Here is a 12,044-nt window from a genome sequence, read left to right as displayed (position 1 = left end):
GGCCACGGAGACCGGGAGGTCGAATCGGCTACCGCCTTCAATCCATGCGCGGCGGAGGCTCATTATCCGCCGCGACGAGGCCGGAATATTCCGCCAGTGCGCCCGGCTGCAAGGCTTTGGCGAGGAAACGCGCCGGATCGGCCGGACCGGGGAGGTGGATCTGGCCGCGCGGTATCACCGCGAAACCGGCGCGGCTGTAATAGGGCAGATCGCCGATCAGGACGACCAGGCGGAAGCCGAGCCGGGACGCCTCGGCAAGGCCGTGATTCATCAGTTGTAAACCACAGCCCTGATTTTTGTGTTCGGGCGCGATGGCAAGTGGGCCCAATAGCATTGCGCCGCGCCGCCCCCCGATGGTGATGGCGGCGAACTGGATGGCGCCGATCACGCGATCCTCGTGCCGGGCGGTCAGCGCGATCAGCGGCGGCCGGGTCGCCGCCTCCCGGATGCGGTAGGCGGTGCGGGCGAACCGGCCGGGCCCGAAGGCGGCTTCGTGCAGGGCATCAACGGCGAGAGCATCCTCCGGCGATTGCGGCCGGATCGAAAAAACGCAGGGCATTACGAGGTCGCCTGTCCTAGTCTCTAATGGGCGAGAGGAGCATTCGGCAGGCGATCATGCGGGACGGCAAAGCCGGTCCTCGCGCCATGACATGCCTTCCGAGCCGCGAAAGCTTCGGTGAGCTTCAGCGTCGTCGGAGCAGCGCAACTTTGCGCGCAAGGGCGGGTTTCGTCATCATGGCGAGGGGGCCATAGCATGGGTGGATGGCGGCGTCCAGATGCGATATGGCGTCAGTGGCTGCGAAGGATGAAGGGCGAAAACGATGGGTCTTCTGGTCGATGGCGTCTGGCACGACAAATGGTACGATACCGCCTCGACCGGCGGCCAGTTCCAGCGCCAGAAATCCTCCTTCCGCAACTGGGTGACGGCCGACGGCAGCCCCGGCCCGAGCGGCACCGGCGGCTTCAAGGCGGAGCGCGGCCGCTATCATCTCTATGTCTCGCTGGCCTGCCCCTGGGCGCACCGCACGCTGATCTTTCGCGTGCTGAAGGGCCTCGAGGAGATCGTCTCCGTCGATGTCGTTCACCCGCTGATGCTCGAGGAGGGCTGGACCTTCGCCACCGATTTCCCCGGCGCGACCGGCGACCGCGTCAACGGCAAGGACCGGCTTTACGAGGTCTACCTCAAGGCCAAGCCCGATTTTACCGGCCGCGTTACCGTGCCGGTGCTGTGGGACAAGCAGCAGGAGACCATCGTCTCCAATGAATCCTCCGAGATCATCCGCATGTTCAACGGCGCCTTCGACGGCGTCGGCGCGCGGGCCGGGGATTTTTGCCCGCCCGCTCTGCGCGAGATCATCGATACGGTCAATGTGCGGGTCTATGAGGACGTCAATAACGGCGTCTACAAAGCCGGGTTCGCCACGCTCCAGCCCGCCTATGAGAAGGCCTATATGGCGCTGTTCGCCGCGCTGGACTGGCTGGACGACAAGCTGAGCCGCCAGCTTTATCTCGCCGGCGCGACGCCGACCGAGGCCGACTGGCGGCTGTTCACGACGCTGCTGCGTTTCGACGCGGTCTATTACAGCCACTTCAAATGCAACAAGCGTCGGATCGCGGATTATCCCAATCTGTCGAACTATCTGCGGGCGCTTTACCAGTCACCGGGCATTCGCGGCACGGTGAACATGGACCACATCAAGCACCATTATTACGGCTCGCACCGCCAGATCAATCCGACCGGTATCATCCCGCTCGGCCCGGAGCTGAATTTCGACGCACCCTATGACCGGACACTGGCGACGGTTTGAGTCGTCATCCCCGCGCGACCGGGGATCCAGTAAAGGGCAACAAAAGCCGTCAGGCGATGCCTCAACGCGATCGCTGCGGAGTACTGGATTCCCGCTTGCGCGGGAATGACAAGTGTCGAGCGCAAGTCCGGCCGCGCCGCCCGCCAGACCGATCTCAATCTTTCGCTGCGTTCGCGTCCAAGCCCGTCAGGATCCGGTGTGCCGCCGTCACGCGCGCCTCGATCGGGTAATTCTTGTTCGCCAGCAGCACAACGCCGATTTTCTTCGCCGGGACGAAGGCCACATAGGCGCCGAAGCCATTGGTCGAGCCGGTCTTGTTGATGAGAACGCCCTCCCGGGGCGGCAGGGTCGGATCGATCGCGGAAGCCGCGTTGGGCTCCAAAGCGATTTTGGCGGAATTGCCGGCCAGCAGCGACGTCAGTTCGGCCGGGTAGGCATATTGCTCCCAGATCAGATCCTGCGTCATCTCACCGACACGGAAATAGCCCGTATGCGTCGCCGTTATCGCCTGCTGCAGCTCCGCGTCGAGGCTCAGCATGCCCATATTCGCCTGGACGAAGCGCAGCAGATCACCCGCCGTCATCCGCAATCCGTAGGCCTCGGAGGCGATCACGCCGGGCGACATCCGGACCGGCGCGTCCGTCTTCGTATAGCCCTGCGCGTAGTCGCGCTGCTCGGCTTCCGATATCGCCAGAAAGCTGCGGCTCATGCCGAGGGGAGCGAAGAGCTTGCCCTGCAGCAGCGCGGCAAAATCCCCGTTCATGCTCTTGGCCGCGACCATGCCGAGTAAAGCCACCGAGGGATTGGAATAAGTCCGCGTGGTGCCCGGCGCGTAGGCCGGCTTCCAGTTGCGGAAATAGGCCATGAGCTGGTCAGCGTCGGTCACCTCGTCCGGCACTTGCAGCGGAAAACCGCCCGGCGTGTGGGTCGCGAGCTGCAGCACGGTCACCTGGTCGAGGCTGCTTCCCCTCAAGGAGGTCAGGTGCTTGCTGACGCTGTCGGCGAGCTGGAGATGGCCCTTGATCTGCGCGTAAGCCGCGAGCGTGGCGGTGAAGGTCTTGGTCACCGAGCCGATCTCGAACAGCGTCGTGTCCGTCACGGGCTGCCCGGTTTCCTTCGATGCCACGCCATAGTCGAAGACATATTGCCCGTCCTTCGTGACGATGCCGACCGCCATGCCGGGCACGCCGAATTTCTGCATGACCGGGCCGACCGCCTCGTCGACGGTGCTCTTGATGCTGGCGCGCTCGTCAGCCGCCGCTCCGCCGAGACCGGCGGCGACGATCGCCGCGGCCACGAAACCCATGGCTTTTGAAAGCATGTCTCTAAGCCGCATCCATCGCCAGCGCATCGGCCAGGATATCCGGGTCGATATTGCCGCCCGAGAGCACGACCGCGACGGGCTTGCCTGAAAGCTTGTACTCGCCAGACAACAGCCCGGCGAGCGCCGCCGCGCCGCCCGGCTCGACCACCAGTTTCAGCTCGTTGAACGCAAACGCGACCGCCGCCAGCGCCTGGGCGTCGGTGACCACCACGCCGGCACCGAGGCGGTCACGGTTGATGGCGAAGGTCAGCTCGCCGGGCTGGTGGATCAGCAGCGAGTCCAGGACCGACTTGGCGCCGGGGGCGTTCAGTTCGCGCTGGCCACTCTTCAGCGAGCGGGCGTAATCGTCGAAGCCGCGTGGCTCGACGGAGTGCACGCGGCACTCGGGCATCGCCTCGGCCATGGCGAGCGCGACGCCCGCCGCCAGTCCGCCGCCGCTGACGGGGACGAATACCGCTTCCAAATCCGCGCCGGCGGCCTTGGCCTGCTCGGCGAGTTCGAGGCCGGCCGTGCCCTGGCCGGCAATGACGTGGAAATTGTCGAAGGGCGCCACATATTGCGCGCCGCGCTCCTTGGCGATGGCGGCGGCGATGGCCTCGCGGTCTTCGCTGAAGCGGTCGAAATGCACGACTTCGGCGCCTGAACGCTTCGTCCGCGCAACCTTAATCGCGGGCGCATCCGCCGGCATCACGATGACCGCCGGGATGCCGCACAGCCGCGCCGCTTCGGCGACGCCCTGCGCGTGATTGCCGGACGAACAGGCGACCACCCCGCCGGGATAAACCTTCGCGTCGATGCGCGAGATGGTGTTGTAAGCGCCGCGGAATTTGAAGCTGCCGGTCCGCTGCAGCACTTCCGCTTTCAAGAGCACCCGCGTGCCCAGCCGCTCATTCAGAAAGGCCGATTCCAGCAGCGGCGTGCGCACCGCGAAGGGAGCGATACGGGTTGCGGCGTCGCGCAGATCTTCGATGGCCGGAAGGCGGAGGGGCTCTGTCATGGCTGGTCCGGTGGGGTGTTGGAGATGGAGGCGATGTTCTGGACGAATTGGCGGGCGCAATTTTCCCAACTGAAGCCAAGAGCATAGTCGCGGCAAGCGGCGCGGTCCATCGCCAGGGCGCGCATGGCTGCGTCCCGCAAATCCTCGCTCAGATAGCCGACCGCGCCATGCTGCACGATGTCCTTCGGCCCGGTGACCGGAAAGGCCGCGACCGGCAGGCCCGAGGCCAGCGCTTCCAGGATCACGACGCCGTAAGTGTCGGTGCGGCTGGGGAAGACGAAGACGTCCGCCGAGGCGAAGGCTTCGGCGAGCGCCTCGCCCCGGAGCGGGCCGGTGAAATGGGCCTGCGGGAATTCCGCCTTCAGCGCCGCAAGCTGCGGGCCGCCGCCGACGACGACTTTCCGCCCCGGCAGGTCGAGGCCGAGAAAGGCGCCGATATTCTTCTCCACCGCCACCCGGCCGACATAGAGGAACACCGGCCCCTCGCCGAACAGCCGGATGTCGCGCGGGCGAAACAGTTTGGTGTCGACGCCGCGCGTCCAGGGCATCAGCCGTTGCAGGCCCTTGCCGGCAAGCTCCCGCCTCAGCGATTGCGTGGCGACCATGATGCCGTTGCCGGCGTTGTGGAACCAGCGCTCCAGCGCATAGCCCCAGCTTTCCGGCACCGGCAGCCGGGCATGCAGATATTCCGGAAAGCGCGTGTGATAGCTGGTCGTAAACGGCCGCCCCTGGCGCAGGCAGCAGGACCGTACCGCGAGGCCGATGGTGCCTTCGGTGGCGATATGGACGCGGTCGGGCCGGAAGGCGGCGATGCGGCTGCGCGCCTGTCCGGGCGTAATCATGGCCAGCCGGATTTCGGGATAGGTCGGCAACGGCACGGTGCGGAAGCCGTTCGGCGTCAGGAATTCCGGCTCATGGCCGAGCAGCCTCAGCTCCTCGGCCAGCCGCTCATAGGTCTGCACCACACCGTTCACCTGCGGGCGCCAGGCGTCGGTCGCGATCAGGAGGCGCATTAGGCGGCGGCGGCGGTCTGGCTCAGCGCCATGGCATCCGCCTGTTCCGCCTCGAGCACGTCCAGCCAGCGGATCAGCTCGAATTTGCCGTCATGCGTCTCGCCGACCGCCGTCGCGCTTTCGACCCAGTCGCCGCAATTGATATAGGTGGTGCCGGCGATCTCGCGGATGGCGGCGAAATGGATATGGCCGCAGATCACGCCCTCGGCGGCATGGCGCTTGGCCTCGCCGGACAGCGCGGTTTCGAAATCGCCGATATAGTTCACCGCCTTCTTCACCTTGTGCTTCAGATAGCCCGACAGCGACCAATAGGAAAAGCCGAAGCGCCGCCGCACCTTATTGAAGCTGGTATTGATGCCGAGCGCGGCCACATAGGCCCAGTCGCCCAGGAAGGCGAGCCATTTTACATATTGGATGACGACGTCGAACTCGTCGCCATGCATGACCAGGAAGCGGCGGCCGTCGGCCGTGACATGGATGTCGTTCTGCTTAAACTCGATGCCGCCGAATTGCTGGCCGCAATAGGCCCGCAGCGCCTCGTCGTGATTGCCGGGGATGTAGATGAAGCGCGCGCCTTTGCGCACCTTGCGCAACAGCTTCTGCACCACGTCATTATGCGATTGCGGCCAGTGCGGCGTGCGGCGGATGCGCCAGAAATCGACGATGTCGCCGACCAGATAATAAGTATCGGCTTCGTAACGGCGCAGAAATTCGAGGAGATGAGAGGCCTGGCACGCCTTGGTGCCCAGATGCACATCTGAGATGAAGAGCGTGCGGTAATGTTTGCTCAAGCCGTCCTGCTCGCTGGGTTGCTGCACGATCCTATCCCAAACGCAATGATGTCAGAGTGAATAACAGGGATTCGCGTTTCAGGGGTGTGACAGCCGTAGCAAATCGGCGCAGCGCCCCTTGCCCAGCCAGGGCCCCTTTTTCAGTCTGCCTCTTTTTAGCGACATTGAGGTTTTTGCGCAACGCATCAATTGGCGCGCGCGAGGGCGTAACAGCGTGGCGGCACCGGCAGATCACGCCCGCGGGCGGAAGGCGCCAGGCGGGATGTTCGCCGGGGTGACGTAGGCAAGGTGCAGCGCGTCGAGCTGGGCCCAAAGCACGTCGCATTTGAAGCGCACGGCGGCAACGCAGGCGTCCTGCGCCTCACGCGTCAGGGCGTGGCGCTTGACGTAATCGAGGGCGAAGCCGGCGTCGTCGGTCGCCTGGGTCAGGCGGCGGCGGAAATAGGCCATCACCGGCTCGCCGATGAAATCGTAATTCTCCAGCATTCCCGAAATCCGCTCGCGGTGGATTTTCGGCGCGAACAGCTCGGTCAGCGACGAGGCGACCGCTTCCACCAGCGTGCGTTCAGCGACGAAGCGGACATAGGCTTCGACGGCGAAGCGGGTGGCGGGCAGCGCGCCCTGCATCGAGGTGACGTAGTCGCGGTCGAGGCCGAGGCCGTCGGTCAGCACCAGCCAGCGCTCGATGCCGCCTTCCTCGCCGCCCTGGCCGTCATGGTCGAGGATGCGCTTGATCCAGTCGCGGCGGAGCTGCCGGTCGGTGGTGCGGGCGATGAGGGCGGCGTCCTTGCGCGGCACCGCAGCCTGATAACAATAGCGGTTGAGCGCCCATGCCTGCACCTGTCCCTTGTTCAACTTGCCGCCATGCAGCAGGTGATGGAAAGGGTGCTTGTCGTGATAGCGCTCCGCCCCGACGGCGCGGATTTGGGCTTCCAGCTCTTCCGGATCGAGGGGACGGTTCACAGGGCGATCTCCATGCCGTCCTCGGCGATGTCCCAGCCTGCCGCCTCGGTGGCGCGGCGCTCGGGACTGTCTTCGCGCAATACGGGGTTGGAATTGTTGAGATGGATGAAAATGCGGCGCCCCACGTCCAGCGATGCAAGCTGCGCGATCGAGCCGTCCTCGCCGGAGATGCTGAGATGGCCCATGCGGCGGCCGGTTTTTTGGGACAGGCCGAGCGCGATCATCTCGTCGTCCGTATAGAGGGTGCCATCGAAAAACAAGGCCGAGGCGCCCGCGAATTTCAGCAGCAGCCGCTCATCGACCGAGGCGCAGCCCGGCACATAGCACATGAAGCCGCCCGTCGCCTTATCCGTCAGCTTGAGGCCGACGACATCGCCGTCATCCGAGCCGAAATTCGCGCCCGCTTCGGGGTCTTCGAGATAGAGCGCGACCTTGCCCGGCACGGTGAACAGCTCGATGGCGAGGCCTGGACAGCCGGCCGGCTCAAAGCTCTCACCATCGGCGATGGCCACGCGCGTCACGACGCCGTCCTTCAGCACGTTGAAAATCGGATTGGCGGCGACCGCTTCGAGCACGCGCGCACTGGCATAGAGATGAAACGGCTGGCCCTCGCGCAGATTCAGAAGGCCAGCGACATGATCGACATCGGCATTGGTCAGGACGACCGATTTCAGTGGACTGCCGCGAACGTCTTCCGTCCCCGGCGCGAGCGCCTCATGCGCCGCGATTTGCGCGCGCAGGTCCGGCGAGGCGTTGAGCAGGCACCAGCCAAGCCCATCGGCGCTGACGGCGAGCGAGGATTGACTGCGAGGTTTGAGCCCCGGCACGCCGCGCCGCACATCCGTGCAGTTGCGGCACGCGCAGTTCCACTGAGGAAAGCCTCCCCCCGCAGCCGATCCCAGGATTTTGACGAGCATCAGGCCCGCGAAATCGCTACTTCAGCTGCGCTGCGACGTAAGCCGTCACTTCGAGGCTGACATCCTGCTGGCTGACCTGAGGCTTCGTCCAAACTTTCTTCATGGGTGCGTTCTCCTTGTAAATCGGGATCGAATTGAGGCGCGGTTCGATCCGGTTTCGTTCATGGCTAGAGCCATTCTCCGCGCGTCCGGTCGAAGTCTAGCGCAAACCTTCCGCCCTCGCCAATGCCGCGCGAGGTAAAGAACTCTTGAATGCTGTCGAAGGTGCCATCACGAAAGCGATAGAATGTGCTGGCGGGGCTCGCACGCGCCGCACCTGGGCGCGTCCGGAGAAAGGCGGAGGTGGCGTTAGGTCGGGTGGCCTCCATAGTCTTCGAAACCCCCGCGCAACCCCGGATCCAGTATTGACGAACGCGAAGTCGGGCCACTGCTTCCCAGCAATTGCCGCGGCTTCCTGAATTCCGCTTTCGCGGAGATTTTGTCTGACATATTGCTTGCGCCGGCTCTCATGGCTGCATATACATCTAAATCTAGCTGCATATGCAGCTATAGCTGGGCAAATTGGGGAGGAAGGCATGACCGTGGAGCCGGATATTGTGAAATACGGCATCACGCCGCGCGAGATCGCGGCCGGCATGAGCGGTCTGGACATGCTGCAGGCGATGATCGATCGCGCGCTCCCGGCCCCGCCCATCGCGCAGAGCTGCGACTTCATCATGGTCTCGGTCGAGAGGGGCCGCGCGGTGTTCGAAGGCGCGCCGTCGGAGAAATTCTACAACCCGCTCGGCACGGTGCATGGCGGCTGGATTTCGACGCTGCTGGACAGCGCGCTCGGCTGCGCGGTGCACAGTTTGCTCGAGCCGGGCCAGATCTTCACCACCACCAGCATGACCATCAATTTCGTGCGCCCGGTGCTGGCGGCGACCGGGCGGCTGCGCTGCGAAGGCGTCGCCGTGCACACGGGCTCGCGGCTGGCAAGTTCGGAGGCGCGGCTGACCGACGCCGCGGGCAAGCTGGTCGCCCATGGCATCGAGACCTGCATGATCCTGCCGGCGCCGGCCCGGCAGGCTTGAGCCGAAGGGGCTCACCAGAGGTAATGGTGTCGTTCCCGCGAACGCGGGAATCCAGTACGCCGCAGCGCTGGCGTTTGGGTTCTGCCCAACCGCAATCTCTGCCCTTTACTGGATCCCCGCTTTCGCGGGGATGACAAAAACTGTGGATCTAGATCTTAGCGGCGAGCGCCGCGAGTTGGTCGGTGCAGATGCCCCAGCCGACGTGAAAGCCCATCTTCTCATGCGCTTCGCGGTCGGCCACCGTCCAGTGCAGCGCGCGTGCCGTATAGAGGGTCTTGCCGTCGCCGGCGTCCTCGAAGGTGAGGATCAAGGTCATGAACGGCTTCGCGGACGGCTCCCAGGCCCTTGTGTAAGCATCGGTGCCGACCAGGCGCTCATTCTTGACCACCTCGAGATAGACGAAGGGATTTGGCATGTCGACACCGTCCGGACTGCGCATGACGATCAGGCTCGAGCCGCCCGGGCGCACATCCAGCTCGGCGAACGGCGTCGTATAAGGCAGCGGCGCGAACCATTGCTTGATCAATTCGGCCTCGGTCCAGCAGCGGAACAGCTTTTCGCGCGGCGCGTCGATGATGCGGGTCAGGACGAGATCGCGCTCGTCGGCGGGCGCGGCGGTCTTGGCGGTCTGGGCTTCGGCGGTCATGGTCCTCTCCGTGATTGATTGGGTGTGGGCTTAGGACGAACCACCGGCCGGCCCTCCGACAACGCGACCTCGATTTTTCTCAGCCGCCGCTGGCGGCGATCGCCTCACCCATTCGGGGTGTGGCATAGCTACCTCATTCCAGCCCCGGAATGCGTCGGGAATCCCCGCTTCGATTGCCTCATTCGCCGATCTCATGCGATGAGAACCCATGCGTAAATTGACCCCCGTACCTGCGTTCATCATCTGGCTCGCCGGCGTCGCGCTCCTTGCCGGATTGCTGTATTACAACGGCCGCTCGCCGATCTGCGCCTGCGGGACCGTCAAGCTCTTCGACGTCGGCGGCTTTGCCGGCGAGGATTCGCAGCACATTTTCGACTGGTATTCCTTCAGCCACATCCTGCACGGGCTGATCTTCTATTTCTTCATCTGGCTGATCGGGCGGGGCCGCGTGCCCTTCGCCGTCGGTCTGCTGATCGCCACGGCCATCGAAGGCGGCTGGGAGCTGTTCGAGAACAGCGCCTATATCATCAACAAGTACAAAGACACCGCCATCACCGCCAGCTATAACGGCGACAGCATCATCAATTCGGTCGCCGACCTGCTCACCATGGTCGCCGGCTTCTTCCTTGCCGCCTGGCTGCCGGTCGTCGTCAGCGTCGCCTTGCTGATCGGCATCGAAGTCTGGATGGCCTGGCTGATCCGCGACAATCTGACGACCAACATCATCAATCTGGTCCACCCGATCGAGTGGGTCACGAAATGGCAGGAAGGCGGCAAGCAGCAATAGCTGCGCCGCCGGGCCGGCATTACGTACTCTTGGGTTTCTTCTGAGAGCGCGCGGGGCGCGAAAGGTTCAGCGCGACGGCGGCGCGAAGGAGCGCCGTAAGCGCCTGCCCATCGATCGCGGCGCCCTCATGGATGTCGATCGCGCGGCGGGTCGAGCCTTCGAGGCTGGAATTAAAGAGGCCGGACGGGTCGTCCAGCGCGGCGCCCTTGGCGAAAGTCAGCTTCACGACGCTCTTATAGGTCTCGCCGGTGCAGATGATGCCGGCGTGCTCCCACACCGGAACCCCTCTCCATTTCCAAGTCTCGACTACTTCGGGGTCGGCTTGTTTGATGACAGCCCGGACATGGGCGAGCATCGCGCCGCGCCAATCGCCCAGCTCCGCGATTCGCGCGTCGATGAGTTGCGAGGGGGAGCCCTTCTGCGGAGCGCTCGTCATCTTGTTCATGGTCGTCGTTTTCCCCGGGCTTTCCTGGGCAGGCTTCATTGCGTAGGTCCTCCCGCTCACATCCGCTCGCCGGGCAGCTTGCTAGCCTGCTTCACCCAGTCGGCGACCTGGGCTTCGTCGAACGGGTCGTCCTCGCGAATGTTGAGATAGCGCGTCTCCCTGGTCCTGGAGGTGCCGGGCGGGACGGGGCGGAGCGCGACGCCCCGGAAGAACGCCACCTTGATGGAGTTGGAGAAGCAATGGACGCCGAGGAACCAGCCGTCGCCCTCGATGCCGTAAAGCGGCGAGTTCCACTTGACCGCCTTGTGCACGCCGGGAACGGTGCGCGTGATCAGCGCATCGAGCCGGCGGCCGACGTCGCTTTTCCAGCCCGGCATGGCAGCGATATAGGCCTGCACCGGGGCGTCGCCATAGGCTTTCGCGATCTGAGGGTTGCCGCCCGCTAGCAGCACCGGCCCTCCGGCCTTCGGAGGCGCCAGTTTCGACGCCCGCTGGCTCGGTTTGTCCGCCATTTAAACCTCGTCGGCCCGCGCCAAAAGCTCTTCCAGCTTGGCGAAGAACCGCCGCCAGCCGCCCTGGGCGCCGCGATGAGCCTGTTCCTGATCCGGCCGGAAGCCCGCCTGCTCCATGCGCAGAACCGTTCCGTTGCCGGTCGGCGTGAGCGTCCAGGTGACGACGCTCTCCAGGCCGTAGGCCGCCCATGTGTAGGACAGCGTTTTATGCGGCTCGAGCGTCGTGACCTGACATTCAGCGGCGCCCCACTCGCCGCTGAATTTGAAACGATGGTCCACGACCGGCTTGAAGTCGTTCTTCATCAGCCACTCCTCGAGCAGATGCGGCTGCGTGAGCGCGCGCCAGATCCTTTCCGGCGGATAGGGGATCTCACGTTCGACAATGACGGAACGCGTTTGGGTCGCAACTTGGGTCATTGGTCCATCCTTTTCAGCAAGTCCTCGAGGTCGTCGAAGCGGTTTTGCCAGAACCCGGTCATCTGGCTTGTCCAGTCGATCAGCGGGGCCAGGGCGCCGAGCTGCGCGCTATAATGCGTCTGACGGCCTTCATGCCGGTCGCGCACCAGCCCGGCCTGTTTCAGGACCGCGAGATGCTTCGACACGGCCGGCTGCGAGACCCCGGCCTGAGCGGTCAGGGCCGCGACGGTCTGCTCGCCTTCGCGGCATAGCCGCTCGAAGAGGGCCCGCCTGGTCGGGTCGGCGAGGGTTCTGAAGAGTACGTCGTGAGCGTTCAGCATCTGGATCGATAACCGTTGGGCTATGGATTGA

15 protein-coding genes are annotated in these 12,044 nt (G+C 64.6%); 3 read left to right on the top strand and 12 right to left on the bottom strand.

What is annotated here, in order from left to right; all coding sequences use genetic code 11:
- Positions 1-37 precede the first annotated feature (37 nt).
- On the bottom strand, positions 38-559 hold the full coding sequence (locus BLEFHOIH_RS07745) for an N-acetyltransferase (protein WP_088344062.1): 522 nt from the start codon (positions 557-559) through the stop codon (positions 38-40).
- Between the two features lie 262 nt (positions 560-821).
- Between BLEFHOIH_RS07745 and BLEFHOIH_RS07740 the strand changes: the two genes are divergently transcribed.
- Complete coding sequence (locus BLEFHOIH_RS07740) at positions 822-1,808, top strand: glutathione S-transferase family protein (RefSeq protein ID WP_088344060.1); 987 nt, start codon at positions 822-824, stop codon at positions 1,806-1,808.
- A gap of 154 nt (positions 1,809-1,962) precedes the next feature.
- Here BLEFHOIH_RS07740 and ampC read toward each other — a convergent pair whose 3' ends face one another.
- The 6 genes from ampC to pqqB form a co-directional block, all read right to left on the bottom strand.
- Positions 1,963-3,129, bottom strand: a complete 1,167-nt coding sequence (ampC, locus tag BLEFHOIH_RS07735; RefSeq protein WP_088344058.1) for a class C beta-lactamase — start codon at positions 3,127-3,129, stop codon at positions 1,963-1,965.
- 4 nt (positions 3,130-3,133) lie between these two features.
- Positions 3,134-4,129, bottom strand: coding sequence for a threonine/serine dehydratase (locus BLEFHOIH_RS07730; RefSeq protein ID WP_088344056.1), 996 nt, complete (start codon positions 4,127-4,129; stop codon positions 3,134-3,136).
- Positions 4,126-5,142, bottom strand: coding sequence for a glycosyltransferase family 1 protein (locus BLEFHOIH_RS07725; protein ID WP_088344054.1), 1,017 nt, complete (start codon positions 5,140-5,142; stop codon positions 4,126-4,128). Before BLEFHOIH_RS07725 ends, BLEFHOIH_RS07730 begins: the two co-directional genes overlap by 4 nt.
- Positions 5,142-5,960, bottom strand: a complete 819-nt coding sequence (locus BLEFHOIH_RS07720) for a UDP-2,3-diacylglucosamine diphosphatase (RefSeq protein WP_170937051.1) — start codon at positions 5,958-5,960, stop codon at positions 5,142-5,144. Before BLEFHOIH_RS07720 ends, BLEFHOIH_RS07725 begins: the two co-directional genes overlap by 1 nt.
- Before the next feature lie 204 nt (positions 5,961-6,164).
- The gene (gene pqqC / locus BLEFHOIH_RS07715; protein WP_170937050.1) at positions 6,165-6,896 is read right to left on the bottom strand and encodes a pyrroloquinoline-quinone synthase PqqC; all 732 of its coding nucleotides are present in this window, start codon (positions 6,894-6,896) and stop codon (positions 6,165-6,167) included.
- Positions 6,893-7,813: a pyrroloquinoline quinone biosynthesis protein PqqB gene (gene pqqB / locus BLEFHOIH_RS07710; protein ID WP_088344048.1), complete on the bottom strand. Its 921-nt coding sequence runs from the start codon at positions 7,811-7,813 to the stop codon at positions 6,893-6,895. The genes pqqC and pqqB overlap by 4 nt, the downstream gene beginning before the upstream one ends.
- A gap of 575 nt (positions 7,814-8,388) precedes the next feature.
- Here pqqB and BLEFHOIH_RS07700 point away from each other — a divergent pair.
- Entirely contained in the window at positions 8,389-8,886 is a 498-nt protein-coding gene (locus tag BLEFHOIH_RS07700; RefSeq protein ID WP_088344043.1) for a PaaI family thioesterase, read from the top strand.
- 148 nt (positions 8,887-9,034) lie between these two features.
- Here BLEFHOIH_RS07700 and BLEFHOIH_RS07695 read toward each other — a convergent pair whose 3' ends face one another.
- Complete coding sequence (locus BLEFHOIH_RS07695; RefSeq protein ID WP_088344041.1) at positions 9,035-9,532, bottom strand: SRPBCC family protein; 498 nt, start codon at positions 9,530-9,532, stop codon at positions 9,035-9,037.
- A 208-nt stretch (positions 9,533-9,740) separates the two neighbouring features.
- On the opposite strand from BLEFHOIH_RS07695, the gene BLEFHOIH_RS07690 reads away from it, so the two are divergent.
- A complete protein-coding gene (locus BLEFHOIH_RS07690) occupies positions 9,741-10,319 on the top strand; it encodes a DUF2585 family protein (protein ID WP_088344039.1) in 579 nt (192 codons plus the stop codon).
- A 19-nt stretch (positions 10,320-10,338) separates the two neighbouring features.
- On the opposite strand, the gene BLEFHOIH_RS07685 is transcribed toward BLEFHOIH_RS07690, so the two are convergent.
- The 4 genes from BLEFHOIH_RS07685 to BLEFHOIH_RS07670 are packed head-to-tail and all read right to left on the bottom strand — an operon-like array spanning position 10,339 to position 12,013.
- A complete protein-coding gene (locus BLEFHOIH_RS07685; protein WP_088344037.1) occupies positions 10,339-10,764 on the bottom strand; it encodes a DUF1801 domain-containing protein in 426 nt (141 codons plus the stop codon).
- A 56-nt stretch (positions 10,765-10,820) separates the two neighbouring features.
- Positions 10,821-11,276, bottom strand: a complete 456-nt coding sequence (locus BLEFHOIH_RS07680; RefSeq protein WP_088344035.1) for a DUF1801 domain-containing protein — start codon at positions 11,274-11,276, stop codon at positions 10,821-10,823.
- Entirely contained in the window at positions 11,277-11,693 is a 417-nt protein-coding gene (locus BLEFHOIH_RS07675; RefSeq protein WP_088344033.1) for an SRPBCC domain-containing protein, read from the bottom strand.
- Positions 11,690-12,013, bottom strand: a complete 324-nt coding sequence (locus BLEFHOIH_RS07670) for a metalloregulator ArsR/SmtB family transcription factor (protein WP_088344031.1) — start codon at positions 12,011-12,013, stop codon at positions 11,690-11,692. The genes BLEFHOIH_RS07675 and BLEFHOIH_RS07670 overlap by 4 nt, the downstream gene beginning before the upstream one ends.
- Between the last annotated feature and the right edge of the window lie 31 nt (positions 12,014-12,044).

It is taken from the genome of Rhodomicrobium sp. R_RK_3, from assembly GCF_002198715.1.
Classification (GTDB): Bacteria; Pseudomonadota; Alphaproteobacteria; order Rhizobiales; family Rhodomicrobiaceae; genus R-RK-3.
The sequence above is the reverse complement of the archived record's forward strand: the minus strand, read 5'-3'. Positions and strand labels throughout refer to the sequence as shown.